At 36.1% G+C, this 19,094-nt stretch carries 17 protein-coding genes; 3 read left to right on the top strand and 14 right to left on the bottom strand.

What is annotated here, in order from left to right; genetic code table 11:
* Positions 1 to 55: 55 nt before the first annotated feature.
* Positions 56 to 1,525, bottom strand: coding sequence for a UDP-N-acetylmuramoyl-L-alanyl-D-glutamate--2,6-diaminopimelate ligase (locus SNE38_RS02440; RefSeq protein WP_191702208.1), 1,470 nt, complete (start codon positions 1,523 to 1,525; stop codon positions 56 to 58).
* Positions 1,526 to 1,896: 371 nt separating this feature from the next.
* On the opposite strand from SNE38_RS02440, the gene SNE38_RS02435 reads away from it, so the two are divergent.
* Positions 1,897 to 3,471 carry a two-component system sensor histidine kinase NtrB gene (locus SNE38_RS02435; RefSeq protein WP_191702207.1) on the top strand — a complete coding sequence of 525 codons (1,575 nt, stop codon included), beginning with the start codon at positions 1,897 to 1,899 and terminating at the stop codon, positions 3,469 to 3,471.
* A 57-nt stretch (positions 3,472 to 3,528) separates the two neighbouring features.
* On the opposite strand, the gene SNE38_RS02430 is transcribed toward SNE38_RS02435, so the two are convergent.
* The gene (locus SNE38_RS02430; protein WP_191702206.1) at positions 3,529 to 4,917 is read right to left on the bottom strand and encodes an aldehyde dehydrogenase; all 1,389 of its coding nucleotides are present in this window, start codon (positions 4,915 to 4,917) and stop codon (positions 3,529 to 3,531) included.
* Between the two features lie 244 nt (positions 4,918 to 5,161).
* Between SNE38_RS02430 and SNE38_RS02425 the strand changes: the two genes are divergently transcribed.
* Both SNE38_RS02425 and SNE38_RS02420 read left to right on the top strand, forming a co-directional pair.
* Positions 5,162 to 5,314: a hypothetical protein gene (locus tag SNE38_RS02425; protein ID WP_191702205.1), complete on the top strand. Its 153-nt coding sequence runs from the start codon at positions 5,162 to 5,164 to the stop codon at positions 5,312 to 5,314.
* A gap of 128 nt (positions 5,315 to 5,442) precedes the next feature.
* On the top strand, positions 5,443 to 5,928 hold the full coding sequence (locus tag SNE38_RS02420) for a hypothetical protein (protein ID WP_336045811.1): 486 nt from the start codon (positions 5,443 to 5,445) through the stop codon (positions 5,926 to 5,928).
* A 111-nt stretch (positions 5,929 to 6,039) separates the two neighbouring features.
* On the opposite strand, the gene SNE38_RS02415 is transcribed toward SNE38_RS02420, so the two are convergent.
* From SNE38_RS02415 to SNE38_RS02360, 12 genes are all read right to left on the bottom strand, one after another.
* Positions 6,040 to 6,864, bottom strand: coding sequence for an EfeM/EfeO family lipoprotein (locus SNE38_RS02415; protein WP_336045810.1), 825 nt, complete (start codon positions 6,862 to 6,864; stop codon positions 6,040 to 6,042).
* A 13-nt stretch (positions 6,865 to 6,877) separates the two neighbouring features.
* On the bottom strand, positions 6,878 to 7,561 hold the full coding sequence (gene srtB, locus SNE38_RS02410) for a class B sortase (protein ID WP_336045809.1): 684 nt from the start codon (positions 7,559 to 7,561) through the stop codon (positions 6,878 to 6,880).
* Positions 7,562 to 7,563: 2 nt separating this feature from the next.
* Positions 7,564 to 8,334, bottom strand: a complete 771-nt coding sequence (locus SNE38_RS02405; RefSeq protein ID WP_191702201.1) for an ABC transporter ATP-binding protein — start codon at positions 8,332 to 8,334, stop codon at positions 7,564 to 7,566.
* 4 nt (positions 8,335 to 8,338) lie between these two features.
* Positions 8,339 to 9,292, bottom strand: coding sequence for a FecCD family ABC transporter permease (locus SNE38_RS02400; protein WP_191702200.1), 954 nt, complete (start codon positions 9,290 to 9,292; stop codon positions 8,339 to 8,341).
* A 63-nt stretch (positions 9,293 to 9,355) separates the two neighbouring features.
* Positions 9,356 to 10,261 (bottom strand): heme ABC transporter substrate-binding protein IsdE, encoded by a 906-nt coding sequence (isdE, locus tag SNE38_RS02395; RefSeq protein ID WP_336045808.1) that lies wholly within the window; start codon positions 10,259 to 10,261, stop codon positions 9,356 to 9,358.
* Between the two features lie 216 nt (positions 10,262 to 10,477).
* Positions 10,478 to 12,286, bottom strand: coding sequence for an S-layer homology domain-containing protein (locus tag SNE38_RS02390; protein ID WP_191702198.1), 1,809 nt, complete (start codon positions 12,284 to 12,286; stop codon positions 10,478 to 10,480).
* 19 nt (positions 12,287 to 12,305) lie between these two features.
* On the bottom strand, positions 12,306 to 13,085 hold the full coding sequence (gene isdC, locus SNE38_RS02385; protein ID WP_191702197.1) for a heme uptake protein IsdC: 780 nt from the start codon (positions 13,083 to 13,085) through the stop codon (positions 12,306 to 12,308).
* Between the two features lie 343 nt (positions 13,086 to 13,428).
* The gene (locus SNE38_RS02380; protein WP_191702196.1) at positions 13,429 to 14,124 is read right to left on the bottom strand and encodes an ECF transporter S component; all 696 of its coding nucleotides are present in this window, start codon (positions 14,122 to 14,124) and stop codon (positions 13,429 to 13,431) included.
* The gene (locus SNE38_RS02375) at positions 14,109 to 15,755 is read right to left on the bottom strand and encodes an ABC transporter ATP-binding protein (protein ID WP_191702195.1); all 1,647 of its coding nucleotides are present in this window, start codon (positions 15,753 to 15,755) and stop codon (positions 14,109 to 14,111) included. Before SNE38_RS02375 ends, SNE38_RS02380 begins: the two co-directional genes overlap by 16 nt.
* Positions 15,728 to 16,609, bottom strand: coding sequence for an energy-coupling factor transporter transmembrane component T (locus SNE38_RS02370; RefSeq protein WP_336045807.1), 882 nt, complete (start codon positions 16,607 to 16,609; stop codon positions 15,728 to 15,730). The genes SNE38_RS02375 and SNE38_RS02370 overlap by 28 nt, the downstream gene beginning before the upstream one ends.
* Positions 16,606 to 17,502 carry a DUF4430 domain-containing protein gene (locus SNE38_RS02365; RefSeq protein ID WP_191702193.1) on the bottom strand — a complete coding sequence of 299 codons (897 nt, stop codon included), beginning with the start codon at positions 17,500 to 17,502 and terminating at the stop codon, positions 16,606 to 16,608. The genes SNE38_RS02370 and SNE38_RS02365 overlap by 4 nt, the downstream gene beginning before the upstream one ends.
* Positions 17,502 to 19,043, bottom strand: a complete 1,542-nt coding sequence (locus SNE38_RS02360; protein WP_191702192.1) for an S-layer homology domain-containing protein — start codon at positions 19,041 to 19,043, stop codon at positions 17,502 to 17,504. Before SNE38_RS02360 ends, SNE38_RS02365 begins: the two co-directional genes overlap by 1 nt.
* Positions 19,044 to 19,094: the final 51 nt, after the last annotated feature.

The following is a 19,094-nucleotide window of genomic DNA, read 5'->3' as shown; positions in this document are numbered from 1 at the left end:
CCACCGTTAACGCAATTACGTTAACACGGCGGATTTGAAAAAGATATAGGTTCATCTATACAAATTTTAACTTCCCAGCTTCAATCGCAATTTTTGCATCACTATGCGGGTATTTCGTATTTTCGATAATTTGGTAATCTTCATGTCCTTTACCGGCAAAAATAATAATATCACCAGGATTTGCTACGCTCACAGCATGTCTAACGGCTTCTGCACGATCACCGATACATGCATAGTTATTATGCAGCATCCCTTTAGCTAAATCGCCTGTAATACTGTCGTACTCCTCATAGCGTGGATCGTCGGTTGTAAGTACAACATAATCTGCAACTGATGCCTTTTCTGCCATCGTTGGACGCTTCGTTTTGTCACGGCCACCACCCGTTCCAACAAGGAAAATCAATTTATTTTCCGGTTTTTTATATGGAAGGGCCGCATTGATCGCTTTTTCAATTGCATCCGGTGTATGTGCGTAATCAATAAAAATTTGAATCGGTAGATCCGATTCCACTTTTTCCATACGACCTTTGACCGGTGGAAGCATCTCAATCTGCTCAATAATGACTTCAATCGGGAAGCCACGTGCATAAAACACCGCTGTTGCTGCAAGTACATTGTAAATATTGAATTCCCCCAACAAATGCATAGTCACTGGGAATGTACCTTCAGGTGTTTCCATATCAAATTGTGTCATCCCATTTTCATAGTGGCAATTTACTGCGCGGAATATAGCATTATTTTTTAGGCCATATGTCCAAATCGGAAACGGCGTTATTTGGGCGTAGCGCTCTGACCATGGATCATCTGCATTTAATACGACATGCTTGTTCTTTTCCAGGTCCTGACCAAGCTGAGAGAACAACAAGCCTTTCGTGTTACCGTAGTTTTCCATCGTTCCATGGAAATCTAAATGATCATGTGTCAAATTTGTAAATACCGCGACATCATAATCGACGCCTGCTAAACGACCAAGTGCTAAACCATGTGACGAAACTTCCATTACCATCGCACGGCAGCCTTCACTTTTAGCTCGGAAAATCATTTGCTGAGTATTTAAAGAGTCACTAGTTGTGTTGGCCGATTCATATAGTACGCCATTTAAATTGAATCCTATCGTACCAGACAATGCTGACTTTTCACCTAATCCAATTAGAATGTTGTGGATAATGCCAGATACACTTGTTTTCCCGTTTGTACCTGTTACCCCAATCATCATAATGTCTTTCGATGGGTAGTCAAAAAACTTTGCTGCTAGAATACCTAATGTACGTGTCGTATTCTTAACGATTACTTGTGCAATGACGCCCTCTAACTCCAATAGACGCTCTGTTACGATAATTGTTGCACCCGCATCGACAGCTTTTTGCGCATAATCATGACCATCTACCGTAAAACCTTTAATGCAAATAAACACACTGTTCGGCTGTACACTGCGAGAGTCAATCGCAATATCCGTAATCATCTTCGGCAATTGCCCTACTATTTTCTTTTGCATGAGTGTACTTAAAAGCTCTTCTGCATACATAATTTTTTCCCCCACACTTGCAATATACTTGCGAATCTAATTTTTTCAGTTAAGTATTGTTATTTATATGTATTAACCATCATACTGCTCATAGATTGAAATTTCCATGCTTTTCATTAACTGTAATGATTCCGTACAAAATAAACATGTTTGCAAAATAAGGACTTTGGACATATAATACATAAGTTCAATTTTCTAGTTATTGACTCAACGTCCAGAAATTATGAACTAAAATACCGTATTAATATAAAGACTTCTCTTTGTTCACCTATTTTATTTATACGTTATATCTATCATATCAAAATTCGCCATTTATCGACATTAGAAATTACTGTATGATTACAGTTATTATTACTTATCCGAGGTGTTTTATGCAGCAAAATGAAATTCTGAATAAGCGCAACTTGCTTATGGTTATTACTTATTTTTTCTCGACGCTTATTTTTACCACAGTCATTGTTTCACAGCTGTTCAATCAACCTTATTATTTTTTAGGTATTAGTATTGGAAGTTGTCTTATACTTTTTGCCTTGTATTATGTGAAAACGCCGCCAAAAGTACTTCAAATTATTTTGATTTGTACCTGGCATATGATCGTTTTCCTTTTTAACTATCAAAATGTAACTATACTTTCGTTTTATACTTTTATCTGGCTTATAGCGATATTAACAATTTACCGTTCATTTATTATTACTTTCATCAACATTGCTCTAGTGTTCATTGAGATTTTTATTTTGGATAAGTTATCGATGATTCCATATCTAAGTTTTAAATCGGATGGTTATCTTTTACTTCTCGGTTTTTTAATTGCAGTTTGTATCATGAGTATTGGTCAAAGTTACTTTATTAAAAATATTTGGTTAAAGTTAGAGAAAAGTGCAATTGACCGTGAATATTATTTGAATTCCAAACATGCGTATTTACATTTGTTTTTCGAGCAGGCTAATGATGCAATTGCGGTATTTGATTTGGAAGATCGTGTGATTGCGGTGAATCCTGCATTTGAAAAATTATATGGCTGGACAAAGGATGAAGCAATCGGAAGGAAATTGCCCCTTGTTCCTCCAGAACATAAAGAAGAGGCCAAAAAGCGGATAAACATGCTGAAACAGAGACAAAGCTTCCATTTATTTGAATCAATTGATATGAAAAAAGATGGTACGGTGTTTGATGCCCAAATCTCTTTGTCTCCGATTTTAAGTCCACATGGCGAAATAATAGCGTCATCTGTAATTTCACGGGACATTTCATATATTAAGGAAAATGAAAATCTAATTTTGCAATCCGAAAAATTAAAGCTTGTCGGTGAACTTGCTGCCGGGGTTGCACATGAGATACGTAACCCCATGACTGTCATTTCCGGTTATGTTCAAATGATGAATGAAAACCCCAATTCGCCATACTATGAGTATACAAAGCTTATCCAAAGCGAAACAGAGCGAATAGAATTGATTTTATCTGAGTTCCTTGTATTATCAAAACCACAACCAAATCAGTTTATACCGATTAACTTAGTGGAAGCCTTAACAGAAGTAGCGAATTTTTTCCAATATGAGCTTCAACAAAAATCCATTACCGTAAATATTTCGAATGAATATTCCCACATGACTATTTTAGGTAATAAAAATCAAATTAAACAAGTATTTATAAATTTATTTAAAAATGCTATTGAAGCAATATCAGATGGTGGAATAATTACGGTAGAAGTATGCAAAGATGAGAAAGACATATACATTAGTATAGTCGATACGGGATGCGGTATTTCCCCCCAAGTATTGGATCGGATTTTTGAGCCTTTTTATACAACGAAAACTGCAGGTACCGGTCTCGGAATGGTTATCATAAACAAAATCATTCAAGATCACAATGGAACAATTAAAATCAATAGTCAACTGAACGTAGGGACAGAAATATTATTATCATTTCCAGTATTAATGGAAAATTAGAATTGAGGCTTTCTTGAATCGTTGTTCAAGAAAGCCTCTTTAAATGCATTACTACTGTTACTTCATAATCGTACGTACAAGTTTGACTTTTTGTTTGTACGGCGGATATAGTAAACTATTTGCCAGCTTATTAGAGCGCTGCATAATCGATTTAGGGTGTGTAAAGTTCTCGAAGCTTGCCTTTCCATGATAGGATTTTACGCCTGAAGGACCAACCCCTCCAAACGGTAAATGAGTATTTCCTACATGTGTAATAACATCATTTATACAGCCTCCGCCAAATGGCAGCTCCTGTAGGAAATAAGCGATTGCCTTTTCATTTTCGGAAAACAGATAGGCACTTAATGGCTTAGGCAATTGGCGTATTTCATGAATCGCTTTTGGTAATTGCTCGTAAGTCAAAATCGGTAATATTGGTCCAAATAGCTCATCTTCCATTGATGGACGATCCCACGTAATATTTTCCAACACTGTAGGCTCCATATATAGATCTTCTCGATCCGTTCGACCACCAAATGTTACCGTATCACGTTCGTTATCCAATATAGTTTGTAGACGGTCAAATTGGCGCTCATTGATTATTCGCCCATAGTCCGGACTTTGCTGTGCATCATCTCCAAAGAATTCACGAATCGTTTTCTTAAGTAAACGTGTAAACTTTTTAGCTACTGAAGAGTGAACAAGCAAATAATCAGGTGCTACACATGTTTGCCCTGTATTATTAAATTTCCCCCAGACAATACGCTTTGCCGCCACGTCTAAATTAGCGGTTTGATCTACAATGGCAGGGCTCTTGCCTCCAAGTTCCAATGCAATAGGTGTTAGACGCTCTGCAGCAGCCTTTGCTACAACTTTCCCAACAGCTACACTACCCGTAAAGAAAATATAGTCAAATGGCGCATGAATCAGGGCCGTAACTTCCTCTCTTTCACCTTCCACAACACGAACATAATGTGGTGGGAAAACTTCCTCTAAAATTTTCTTTACCATAATTGCAGTATGAACGGCAGTTTCAGATGGTTTGACAATCGCTGTATTGCCTCCGATAATCGCCCCGATTAATGGCTCCATAATTAATTGAAAAGGATAATTGAAAGGTCCAATAATTAATGTAACCCCATATGGTTCACGGACAATGTAACTTTTGGCAGGTTGGAAATGTATGGGTGTTTTCACAGGCTCTGGTTCCATCCAGCCATCTATATTTTTCAAGAAATAGGAAATACTATCATAGACAATTCCGATTTCAGTTGAATACGCCTCAAATTCACTTTTTCTTAAATCCAGTGCTAATGCTTCTATTACTTGTTCCTCATATTTTTTTATTGTTTCCTTTAATAATATGAGGTGTTCTTTACGATATTCTATGTTTTTTGTGGCGCCGGTAAAATAAAACGAGCGTTGATCTTCAATCATTTGTTCAACATCTTGTGCAGTAAAATTCATTTTTTATCATCCTTTCAAAAAGAAATGTATGCATAAATTATAGCTGTTCACACATATTAACTATAGTAATAACTACTACAAAGTTAAAATTAATTCCTTCAAATGTTAGCAAGGAAGTTATGTAAGGAGGTAATATCAATTTTCAGAAAAATGTTTACTGGAAAGTCTAAGTGGGAAATTCATAAGTAATTAATTAAACAGACATAATACTACTGTAAAACAATCGTACAAGGAGGCTATATAAATGATTATGACTGAAACTTGGTGGGGCGAAATTTTTTCTGGACCATTATCTGTTGGATTAAATGAACAAAAGATTAAGCAGCTAGAGGATGAATCATTTTTATACTTCGACGAATTTGTTGCTACAATTCCTCATGAAGAACAAAATACTTAACCGTAAAAGGACTGTCACATTTGTCAGTCCTTTTTTGCATTTTTCTATGGCATAATGACTATATATAATAGAAATTTGGTCAAAGTCCATAGGAGGTCATCCTTATTTTAAATAAAATGCTGAAATTCATGCTAATATTTTTACTTATTTTCGTCTGTGTCATTTCAGTACAATATATTATGAAAAAAAACAATTTGGAACATCTAGAATCGATTGAAGAGGCCCAAGCTGCTGTTTCTCCGGAACAGTTGAAGCTCCAAACGATGCTTGCCATATCTGAAATTGTGCTCCAACAATTTATTGAAAATATTATACTTAATATTGAAATCACACCAATGGATGATAAACATAATGTTACCATTTCACTTCAGGCAACTGAATTTTTACATGAAACTACATTGTTAAAAGACAGTTACAATTTATTAAATGAGCTCCAGCATGTAGAAGCTTTAAATGATGTCACATTGAAATGGTTCAGACCGGTGCAAAATAAAAATACGGAAGTATTCACATTGGCATTCGATGCTCAAACACTTCAAACAATTAATGAAATCTCATATAAAGATATACCTCAAGCGGCAAAACAATATATAAAGCATGCAGCTTTAAACTAAAAAGAGCTGGGACATAATCTATACTCCATACAAAAAAAGCAGTACAAATTTTTACCTAACTTAAAAAATTTGTACTGCTTTTTTGTATTGTTCTCTGTTACATTCGAACATTTATTTCAATGAATCATTCATTTCCTGTAATGCAGAGCCTACACGTTGAACACCCGTTTTCAGCTCTTCTTTTTGTTTTGCTGTAAAGAAGCTATAGTTCACATAGTCTTCTTTTCCTATTTCATAATAAGCGACAATTTCATTTAATTCTTTCAAAGCTTCTGATGTAGTTTCCGCACTTTCTGTCGAGACGCGGGGAATAAATATCTCCAATAAATCTTCCGCAGCTTCTGTCTGTGCTTTGACAGCGTATACTTCATTATTAGAAATGCTTTGTGCAGACAAACGGTTCGTTGCCATCGTGTTGAACATCGTTATAGCTGAAGCTAACACATTATTTTCGGAAACATCCATCGTAGGAAGCTCTGACTGTAATGCCTTCACATTTTCAACAAGCTCATCGGTAACTCCCTCATAGCCTGCAGTTTTTTTCTCTACAAATAATCCATGGGCCAAACTTTGGAAGCCTGATGCCTCCGCTTCTTTTCCTTCTTCTACTTCACTATTAATTTTCACGTCAAGCTCCTGAAAATTTGACGCAAGAGGCTGCATTCGTTCATAGTACATTGTTACTAAAGGATATAGCTTTTGTGCTTCTTCCAGCTTCCCTTCTTTCACATATGTGGCTAGAAGCTCGGTATCTGCTGTGAAGCTGTCCATTTGCCCCATTACTAGTGATTTATACTGCTCTGCCTCGTCAGCTACATCTATTTTAATTTCTTGCTGTTCTACAGGCTCTGTTACTGGATTTTCCTCTTTTGTGCCACATGCAGACAATAATCCTACTGCAAGCAAAGCGATCATTATTTTTTTACTGTTTTTCATATTGATTCACCTCTTATTTTTCTAGTTCGACTACCTTTGTATGAACAACAAATCGTTCTTTGTCGTCAGGGGATGTCGTACAAGTCGAAAAAGTCGCGATTTTATCAGAATTTGCTACTTCGACTGGCATTTTTATTGAAGATTTTTGTTGAATATCTAATAAGAACTGGTCAAATGTATCATTCGTAAATTGCGTTTCGATATAATAAAAATCTGTTGTCGTTTCATATGCAGCAAATACATGCAGAGCATAGCGATTGGCATCTGTCTCATAATAAAAAACAGCATGCTCTACTGCATAAGCTTGCTCGTTAAACTTCGTTAAATCGCCAAACATCGTACCATTACGTAAAACATGCCCATAAAAAATCGTATGCCGATCTTCCATTACATCATTTCGGAAATCAGCAAAAATACTTCCACCACGACTTTTTTCATCTAAATAATTATGCTTTAAGTAAAATTCATTATTATCCGTTTGTAATACAGGATTATTTAATCGGGTATTTTCCAATGTAAGCCACCCGATGATATTATTATTTTGTTGCTGAAGTTCCTTAAGCTCACCTAGTTCCATTGTTTGCTGTGCCTGTTCTAGCTTTTCGTTTACTTCACTATATCCTAAGTAATGGCGAACAACGATAACTGCACAAACAATCATTACAACTGCGCTCAATACACGAATCCATTGTCGCATAATCATATGCTTAACGGCATCATATAAAGTCCCAGTTTTTCATCTTCATGAAACACGGAATTGACACCGTATACTTCCTTAATGACTTCCTTTGTAATGACATCGCGTGGAAGGCCTTCTGCAATGATTTTTCCGGCTTTCATTAGAATAACATGGTCACTGTACCGAATTGCCTGATTAATATCATGAAGAACCATGACAATCGTTAAACCATATTGTTCATTTAATTGCTTTACAAGCTCTAACAGTTCAAGTTGATAATAAATATCCAAATACGTTGTCGGCTCATCCAGGCACAGTATTTCAGATTGCTGAGCAAGTGCCATCGCAATCCATACTCGTTGACGCTCCCCACCTGATAGGGCAGATAAATCATTATGCCGTTTACCAAGTAAATTCGTACATTGCAATGCCCATGTTACTGCCTCTTCATCTTCATTAGTCTTCTTTTTAAATAGGGAATTATGTGGCATGCGACCATACATGACAAGCTTCTCCACAGTTAAATCTGCCGGAATATCATTTTGCTGATAAACAATCGCAAACTTTTTTGCGAATTCTTTCGGTTTATATTCGACTAAATCTCGGTTTTCAAGAGTAGCTTTCCCTTCGAGCGGAACCTTGTTTCGTGACATTACACTTAATAATGTCGACTTCCCACAACCATTTGGACCAATTATTGTCGTTACTTTCCCTTTCGGAATGACTGTGGATACTTCATTTAAATGCCGCGCCTTACCATCATGCGAAACGACTACTTGTTTAATTTCCATTTTGTCACTCTTTTCTAAGTAAAAATATGAGGAACGGACCACCGATAATCGCCATAATTGTCGAAGCCGGCACTTCCATCGGGCTAAACATCGTACGACCTAACGTGTCTGCTAATAATATAATAAATGCTCCTAATAGTGCTGTAAAAGGAATCAGCACTTTATGATCATAACCAACAAGTCGGCGCGCAATATGTGGCACTAATATTCCGACAAAAGAAATGACACCTGCTACGACAACCGAAGCCGCCGCCAATAGAACGGCAACAGCGGCGATAACTATTCTTGCAGCCGTTACGTTAAAGCCCACACTTTTAGCTGTTTTATCAGATAGCACGAGGACATTACAGGAAGCATATAAAATTATTGCCAAAATAAGTCCGATTGAGCCGTATGTTACGATTAACGATACGTCATCCCAAGTTTTAAATGATAAATTAGATGTAATCGATCCTGATGCAGAAGCACCAAAGCTAATCATTGCTTCTGTAAGACCAGAAAACATTGCATTAATCGCAATGCCGACCAATATTAATTTTAATGGATTCAATCCTGATTTCCATGAAAGTAAAAAAACGAAGAAACAAGCTAGCGCACCACCGATAAATGCCGCGATAGGCGTGAAGAAAAATAGTGTTGGTACGAAGCTAACAATAAATAGTTTAGTAAATGCTGCCCCGGCGGAAATTCCAATAAATCCTGCATCGGCTAATGGATTTCTCATAATGGCCTGCAGCAATACGCCCGCAACTGATAACGCTGCTCCAGCAAATAATGCAACGATAATTCGTGGAAAGCGCAAGTCTTTAATGGCAGCCATATCTGCATTATCTGGATTAAAAAAATTTGTTATAAATTCAATAAATGACATTTGGATACTGCCAGTTGTCGCGGCATAAATAACAGTTATGATTAATAAAACAGCAACAGCTATAAAGCTAATGATTTTTTTTGTCACAGCAAACACCCTTTATGTAAGGAAACAGCAAAACCTCCCTCAAGGCTTTGCTTTTTCACATTGTTATTGATAGAAAATTTTCTCCAATTGATGAAGTGCATCTGGTACATTCAATGCTGCTGTCGTACCGAATAACTCTTCTTCTAGATCAAATACTTGTCCATTTTTCACTGCATTAAAATGTTTCCAAACATCATTTTTCACAAATTCTTCATCAAACATTTTTATTACTTCATCTGGCATGCCGTGAGCTAAACGTAAAATTATATCAGGATTTGAAGAATATAAATATTCAGTGTTAGAAGGCAAATATTCTGCATCCTGACCGGCCATTACATTTTCCCCGCCGGCTAAACGAACTAAGTCGCCCGCGTACGAATTTTCTGTTGCTACTAAATAACTGCCTGGTACACCTAGTAAAATCAAGACACGTGGTTTTTCTTTATCACTTGCAGCTACTTTTACTGCATCAATTTCCGTCTGTAACTCATCATTTAATAGTTTCGCTTCTTCTACACGATTGTAGCGCTCTCCAAGTACCGTTATCTCATCCATCATTGCTTCAATACTTGTTAGATCCACAAAATCTACAGGAATTTTTAATTGTTCAAATTTATCCTTTAAATCATATTCCAATGTTGAAACTGACAATACCTCAGTAGGATTAAGTGACTTAATAATTTCTGCGTCAGGGTCCATCGCATTTCCAATGTCAGGCAGTCCATCAAAACGCGAGGGCAATTCCTTAACCGTATCGGGAATCGCTACAGCATTAAGATTTAATCGATCCAGAATTTGCGCGATTACCACTGTTCCCGCAATAATGCGATGCTCTTCTTCTATAGCAGACGCTTGGCCTGAAGCCGTATTTTCTGCCACTGTTTCGGCGTTTTCTGTTTGTTTCTCTCCATCTCCGCAACCCGCAAGTACAGCAACACTTAGTGCGAGTCCGATAAGCCACTTTTTCATTTATTTTTCCTCCTAGTGTTTAAACTGAAGTAAAATTTCATCTCCAACATAGATGGAATTTTACTTCAATTTAAGCGTCATCTTATAAATATTTTTCGTAAAAATAGGATTGGGGCTGCGCTAAAAGTAACACTTTTAACACAACCCTACCTACTATAACTATTTGCTGATGGCTTTTTTAAAATCCATTACTCAAACCGTCTGCAGTTCATTTAATTATTTTTTTAAACCTTCAACAACTGTTAAAGTATTGTTTAAAATTTTAGCCATTTGTGAACGAGTTAATTTGTTTTCTGGATTAAACTTACCTTCAAAACCAGAAATAATACCTAATTTATTTAATTCAGAAATTGCTTTTGAAGCTTCCACTTCTTTTGGCATATCAGAGAATTTAGCTGTATCGCCAGTTGCAGTATAACCATTCTTCTCTAATAAACGGTAGATCATTAATGCAGCTTGTTTACGAGTCACATCTTGTGCAGGTGCGAATGTAGTAGCTGTTTTACCATTGATGATGCCATAACCATTTAAAGCGTTAATCGCTTTTTTCGCTTCGTCACCATATTTCACGATATCTGTGAACGCCGCTTTTGCTGGTACATCTAATTTTAATGCACGGTTTAACATTAAAGCGAACTGAGCACGTGTAACGTTATTGCCTGGATTAAAGTTGTCTGCAGCGATGAAGATACCTTTGTTGAATAGGTTAACGATTGCATCTTTGTTTCCGTTGTTAGCAATATCTTTAAATGGAGCTGCTACAGGAACTGGTTTCTTTTCACCGAATTGTAATTGTACTTTATGAACTGAATCATATTTTACTCCAGCAGCATCAACTGTTAAATCAACAGTTGCATTATAAATCTCATTAATATCCTTTAATGAGATCGTGTAAATTTGAACTGTATTTTTCCCTACAGTTTCTTCTGATTTCAATGCTACTGTCGCACCTTCAACTTTGAAGTCATTTAACCATTGCCCTTGTGGGAATGTTACATCAACATCGTATCCCCCCTCAGTAGAAGTAACCATTACTTCATTAGCTAAATATGTGCCTTGCATAATTGATTGTTCTTTTGTTCCATCTTTAAATACAGTAACAGGCATTTTTGTTGCTTCAACCGGAGCTGGTGCTGGTGCAGCTTCTGCTTTTGGTAATTCTAAGTTAGCCGTTTCAATAGCGAAGCCAAATGGATAAGGTTTATCCATATTCATTGCAGGTACAACAACGTGTACTGAAGCTTCATGTAAATCACTGATTGATGGAATTTCTAAAGTAACGATGCCATCTTTTGCAACAACATTTTTACCCGCAATTGTTACATCCGGTACCATTGCTTTTGAATCTTCAGTAATAGTTAGCTGTACTGAATATTTGCCATCTTTTACGATTAATTTTGCATCAGGTGAAAAATGGCTTGTAATTGCTTTGTAGTTTCCTACTTTATCTTTATAAGCATCCCACTTAATATCATAAGTACCGTCTGCTACTGAATCGAATGTTTTACCTACTTTGAAGATTTTTTCTTCTTTTGCTTCTTCAACGGGTTTAGTTGTTTCTGTTGCTTCTTTTATTGATTTTGCATCTGGAGTTAATGTAACTTTATAATCTACCGGATCTTTACCAACGAAAGTAATTGTCATATTTAAAGTTACTTCCACTGGCGCATAATCAGCTGTTACTGGAATATTAATATGTTTTTTTCCGTTAAATTCAGCCATTGCTGGTTGACCCGCTACTGTTACGCTATTTACCATACCTAATACTGCGTCAGATAATTCCAGATTAATAAATTGCTGACCATTTCGCTCAACTAATTTACCTGTAGTAGGAATAAAGCGCTGTAAAGATTCAGGGGCATCTACTTTAAAATCAATCGTCTTTGCCGCTGCAGTAGTTGTTGCTTCACCCGTACGAGTCGTTTCCCCACCTACTTCAGCAGATACTGCCATTGCTGGTACAATTGCAGATGTTGCTAATAGCGATGCCAAGACCGCTTTTGTTGCTTTTGATTTTTTAACCATTTTCATTTCCTCCAATTTTCTATCTTGTTTTTGTTTGTTTTGTGCGAATAAATACAATCGCCGCTACGATGAATAACATCATCGCCACAAGCGGTAATTCATCGCTCGTCTCCGGATTTTCTACTACCTCTGAATTTTCAGCTTGCGCCATTTCAGATGCATTTTCTTCATCTGTCTTTGTAGAATCATCTGTATTTGCTTCTGTAGTTGCTTGCTCTGTTGATGATTCTGTTTTTTGTGGTTCAGTTGATGGTGCTGTTTTATTTGAAGAAGTATTACTTCCTGACGATTGTGTTGTTGACTCCTTAGCAGATGTTGCTTGATTTGTTTCCTCTTTTACTGGCTTTACCTGCGCTTTAGGCTCGTCCACTTTTGCTTCTGGTAAACCTGAACTGTTGAATACAAAATCCACACTATAGGCATGGTGGTAATCAATATCATCAATATCTATTTTCATGGCGATTGTTACTAAATTTGCATTCGACACTGGAAACTGAACAGTACGTTGACCTGCAGACTCATTTGTACTAATTACTTTTGCCCCGCCCGGAGGTTTAAACTCTGTAACCCAGCTACTGTTTTTTATCGTAAGCTGCATTGTCATCTTACCGTTATTTACAATTAACTTGGCAGGCTTTAAAAAATAATCATTAGCCATGGAAGCCGAATTGCTGCCAGGTTTATTTACTTGATAGTTCACTTCGTAAGTCCCATCGGCAATTGCAGCAAATGAAGTGTTTGGCAAAGTAAACGCTACCAAAAAAAGCGCCGCAAAAATCATGAAGAAGTTTTTTTTCATACGAATTCTCCTCCTTTTCTTCATAATATGTAATTAACTAATAGAGAATATTTCTCAATGCCATTATATAGCATGCCATAAAAGTGATTGTTTCTCAAATACCAACATTCTTCTTTAGTATAAAATTTTTGTGAATCGATTAAAACTTCATAAATTTGTCGTTATTTTAACTTGACTATATTTATACTGTATTATTATATACTTTTCACTTAGGTATTTTTCAACCTATATTTAATTAAAAAAGACTGTAAGCAAACTCGAATTTATACGAGTTCGTCTACAGTCTAACAGAGAAGAAATTGAACTTTTTTCCTTATACCGAATTTCACTTGCCCTATACCTTTTACTGAAATGTCCCGTATTTATTATTAATCCGCTCCAACTTTTCACGAATTGGCCTTGCAAGTATTAATAAAAAAATTACGTTGGACACTGCATAAACAATCGTAAATGGAACTGCTGACGTCAGAGCAACTATATAAGCTTCCATGCTAAACACTCCATATAAAGACATCGTCCCCCAAATATCCATGCCAAACGAAAATAGGATGCCCGCAAAAATCCCAAATAATATAAGTGGTATTTTTTTATGCATAATTCCTGTCCTTCCTAATAGTCCGCCAATAAAACCAATCATTCCCCACATAAACATTTGAAAAGGAGTCCAAGGTCCTTGACCAAAGAACATATTGGATACAAGAGCAGATATAGCACCTGTTAAAAAACCTGCCTCAGCTCCAAGTGAAAAACCTGTTATTGCTGCAATTGCTGCAACAGGCTTAAAACCCGGTGTAATAACAAATAATGCACGCCCTGTGACAGAAATGGCTGACATAACTGCTATTATCAATATCTCTCTAGGCTGTGGCTTCCTTCTCTCAAACGAAAGGAAAAATGGAATCGATGCTAAAATTATTATCATGATTGATATAAAATAATATTTTCTATCATTAAACAGTACAATGCCGGCGTATAAAGTGAGAGGGATGAATATAAAAATGATAACTAAAGAAATTATGAGACTTAATCTTTTTTGCATAATATCACCAAATCGTCACAAACAATTACTTCATTCATTATTCCTCTAGCAATACGGTGTGCAGCAGTAGTATAAAAGTTATTTCCACTATAAAAAGTACGCGGATCAGCCTCTGAAACGATATTTCCATCAAATAATAAAGCACAGCGACTACTATGCTGAGCAGAAAATTCAATATCATGTGTCACCATAACAATTGTCAGTCCATTTACTTGTAGTTTTTTCAAAATAGTAGCCAATTCTTCTTTTGCATAAGCATCCAGCCCTTTTGTCGGCTCATCTAGCAGTAATATTTCCGGCTCTATTAATAATAGCTTTGCAAGGGCTAATTTCTGCTGCTCACCACCACTTAAATCATAGGGGTGCCGCTGCAGTAAATGAATTAGCTGAAATTGCATTATCATTTCCTCAACTTTATCATCCAAAATATTATGATATTTTGCTGTATCTTCCAACTCTTGCTTTACCGTTTTTTGAACAAACAATGTTTTAGGTTCCTGTGGTAACAATGTTATAAATTTTTGATAAAGCTCTTTATTACGATAAGTTTTCAATAATTTATCGTGCAGGAGAATCTTCCCTCGATATGGTTTTTGTAAGCCAGCCAATAATGACAAGACCGTTGATTTCCCTGTTCCATTACCTCCGATAATAGTTAGAAATTCTCCTTTTTTCACTTGTAAATTTAAGTGCTGGATAATATCAGTAGCATTTTTTTCATAACGGAAAGCTACATCTTTTGCTTCCAAAACTATTGTATTAGAAATGCCACTGGCCACAGGAAGCTGTTTCCCAGTATGTAAATCGACCTTTTTCTTTGCTAGCCATTTTCGTCCTTCTCGAATCGTCAGAGGTACTGGTCCTTCACCATCTAATAGGTGGTACATTTTTGTAGCTGTTGGCAATGCTGTAATCAATTCATGTTTTGGGGGTAATGTATTGATAATTTCCCGGGGGTCGCCATCAAATAATAAGTCCCCCTTTTCCATTATTAAAACACGGTCAGCAATAGGAAGGACCTCCTCAAGACGATGCTCAACCAATATTATAGTTATGCCTAATTCTTTATTTAAACGGTTTAACGTTTGAATAAACTCCATAGCAGCAATCGGATCAAGCTGAGATGTTGGTTCGTCTAACAATAGTAGTTTTGGTTGCATCACCATAATTGAGGCTAAGTTTAAAAGCTGTTTCTGTCCTCCAGATAACTCTGAAGTTTTTTGGTGAAACCACTTCTGAATACCAAAGAAATTAGCCATTTCCGCTACTCTCCTACGCATCGTATGTTTATCTACTCCCAAGCTTTCTAAACCGAATGCTAATTCATGCCAAACCTTATCCGTTACAATTTGATTGTCCGGGTTTTGAAAGACATAGCCAATTTCCGATGCGGCCTTTTCAGGCATAACTTCATCCAACCTTTTACCATCATAAAAAAATGTACCTGCTTTCTTACCATGAGGAGAAAGTTCACTTTTAAAATGTCGTAGTAATGTACTTTTTCCACAACCAGATTGACCAATTAGAATAATGAATTCACCTTGTTCAACAGTTAAATTAATGTTTTTCAAAATGGGTTTTGACTCATTTGGATATGTAAAGCTTACATTTTCGACTTTAACAATTTCCATTCGATTCCCCCCTTTATCTCGATTATTATTGGGATAGCAAGCAGGAGAAAATAACTGCAATAAAATAGGATATTTTTTAAATCCCATTGAATGATTGAAAAAGTCGGATAAAAATAAAAAGTTGTTGTACCTATTATACTTGCCCAAATATTCACCATTAAAAGGAACATAATGAAAAGCAAAACTATTCCGTCGCGACGTTCAAAAATAAATAAAGAGAAGGATGTCCGCTTCCCTATACCATAACCTCTCGCCTTCATGGAATCTGCCGTATCTATTGCATTGTCCAATGCCCAAGTAATTAGAATGGATATAATTCGAATAGTACATTTAATACGGTGTAATAAGGATCCACTTCGATAATCCATGCCAATTACCTTTTGAGCATTTGATATTTTGTGTAATTGCTGTTGAAAACGTGGCACTAACCTTAAGCTAATCGATAACGTTAAAGAGAATACCGGCGATATTTTACCGAATAAGTAAATAAACTTATCTGTAGTTATCGTTTCGTTATAGCAGCTAAACCATAGGATAATTGAAACAATCATTGTGGCAATGCTTAATCCGTAAACAATTGCCTCTACTGTAATGGCATTGTAATTTATATAAAACAATACTAGTTTCCCATTATGGCTAATTAATGGATTTATAATAGCCATAAGGAAAAATAAAGGAACATATAGCTTCCAATCCTTAAAAAACTGCCCTCTACGTAAGGCGATATTCAGGCTTACTGCTAGGAAAATAGTAATCACTAAATAAGCCGGGTGCATAAAAAACATTGATAGTCCAATAGCTGCAGCAAAAAAAGCGAAAATAACCAGTGGATGAAAAGTTTCAAATGATTTCATTCGCTGCTTTTCCAGACATGTCCTAAATCGCGTCCTAAATCAACTGTGTAATGCCATTCTATTACATCGCCATCTTTCAAAACATATTGACTACAGCCATAATTAGGATACACACCGTTCACTTTATACATCCATCCACTTAATTCACCCGCGCTAAATTCATATAGATGATTAATTCCCTCTATATAAACACTGTTATAAATATTTTCGTTTGCCCCTTGATATTCAAGTTGAATTTTATGTTCTTTCGTTGCACGTTGTAGAACGTCCCAAACGGTATCTTTTTCAGATAATAGCTCGTACGTTGTCGGCTTTAATATGACTCCGTTTTTAGGTACATATTTATCACTTTGTAGTGCTGGATCTAACTTATCCCAATTTTTAAGCAAAGTGTCTACGCGAATTGCAATTGTAACAGTTTTCTTTTTTTCAGCTAGAAGTTCACTTTTTTCGACAGGAACCTGCTTCGGCTTTTCTACTTTCTGATTATCAGTAGCAGTTTTTTTATTGGAAGTCTCCTCTTTTGGCGGTAATTCTTTGTGAGGCTGCCGCTCTGACTTTATCGAGTCCTTTGCTTCTTCTTTAGCTTCCACTTTCTTTTCCTGGTTTTCTATTGGTTGTTTCTTATTATTTATTTCTGAAGTTTCCTCTTTTTTTGGAGGGCTAGCTTCTTCATTATCTGATTCTGATTTATCTTCTTTTATATTTTCATGATTTTTTTCTGAATCTTTTATTTCCTGATTTACTGTTTGTTCTTGGCCTATTTTAGACTTTGAATCTAAACTTCGCTCTTGTTCTTTCATTTGTTCATATTGTTCGACTGATTGAATATTACACGCCGCTAATAAAAAAACGAAGATAACAACTGTTAGTAAGCGAATTGTTCTTTTCATTATTTATCCACTACCTTTAAAAAGTTAATAAACATTTTTGCGGCATGCGCTCTTGTTAATGAATTGAATGGTTGAAACGCTCCATTAGAACCTTGTGCAATATTAAAATCATATAATAAAGCAATCGCATTTTTTGACTCATTCGAAAGCTTGTTAATATCGTTTAATGGTACTACCTTGCTCGGTATATAAGCTTGACCATTTATAGACGTATAGGCACGATAAAGCATAATCGATAATTCCTCACGTGTTATAGGTGCCGATGGTAAAAATTCACCTGAATTGACGGTTAATAGTTTTGCCTCATACGCTGCTGCGATTTCTTTTTTCGTAATTTCACTATAACGGTCTATATCTGTAAATGGCGCTTGTTGTGTACTCGTCAAGTTTAATGAACGAACTAAAATGGATACAGCTTGGACACGTGTTAAATGATTATTTGGCTTAAACGTATTATCCTCATATCCTTTTAATAAGCCTTTAGCTACCGCAGCTTCAATATCACCCTTTGCCCAATGTGATTGAATATCTTTAAAGCTTAATTTAGTAGGAGCTATAATTGGTTTCTCTTGCTCAACAGGTGTTGAAGGCTTATTTTTCTTTGTATCCGACATGTCATATAATTTTGTTTTTCCTGCCAAAAGTCGATTATAGGCTGCCAGTGTATAGGAAGCCTGCTCTGTTGCCATACCGTTAGAAGCTGTTTCAGTCAATACATGCTTGAACCCACCATCTTTAGCATTGTAGAAAGTAAAAAAGCTATTGAATGCTTTAGAGAATCGTGCATCCTCTTTTGAATCTATATCTATACTGGATAATGCAGTAATAACTTGAGCTACACTTTCCGAGTTGGATGTTCCCCAGCTTTTATAACCACCATTAACGTCCTGTATTTTTTGTAAAGTATCTAACGCTCGATTTATTGATTTTTCTACATTTGGTCGATCTTTATAGGTAGACAGTGCCTGCACGGCCATTGCAGTCATATCAGGATCTGCTTTCATTCCGGATAAGTCCCATCCACCATCAGCTAATTGCTTTGATAAAATATGATCTACTAATTTTTCTCTTGTAGTCGTAGCACTTTTTGGAAGTTCAAAGTTCCAAGTGTCTAACGCAATTAATGCAAAATAGGCACCATTCGGACCTTGCCAAATGACTTTATCGAAATCCCCCAATTTTTCAACTAAATTATATCCTCCTACATTAGTTGGATCTTTTCCAATTGAAGTAAGAGCAATTATTAGACGTGAATACTCCGTATATTTACGATTGTGTAATTCACCTTTCATGGACTGAATATGTTTTAGAACGTTTTCATAATACGTTTCATAATAATTTTTTGGAACATTATATTCACCGCGAGCAAGTGCAATAATAAACCATTCATCACCGAACTTAGGACTTGGTGCTTGTTTTACAATATAATCACCCGTCGTTTTATAAGCATCTATTGTTGAAATACTTTGTGCAGAAACGGGTGTAACTATTAATAAAACAGCAAGTAGTAGCATAATAAACATCGTTAATTTTTGCTTCATTTAGATATCCCCAATTCTAGTTAAAAGATACTAACCCAAAAGCAAAGTGCT

Source organism: Solibacillus ferritrahens (assembly GCF_037027585.1).
GTDB lineage: Bacteria > Bacillota > Bacilli > Bacillales_A > Planococcaceae > Solibacillus > Solibacillus ferritrahens.
Note: the sequence above shows the minus strand (reverse complement) of the source record. Positions and strands in the feature narration are given on the sequence as shown.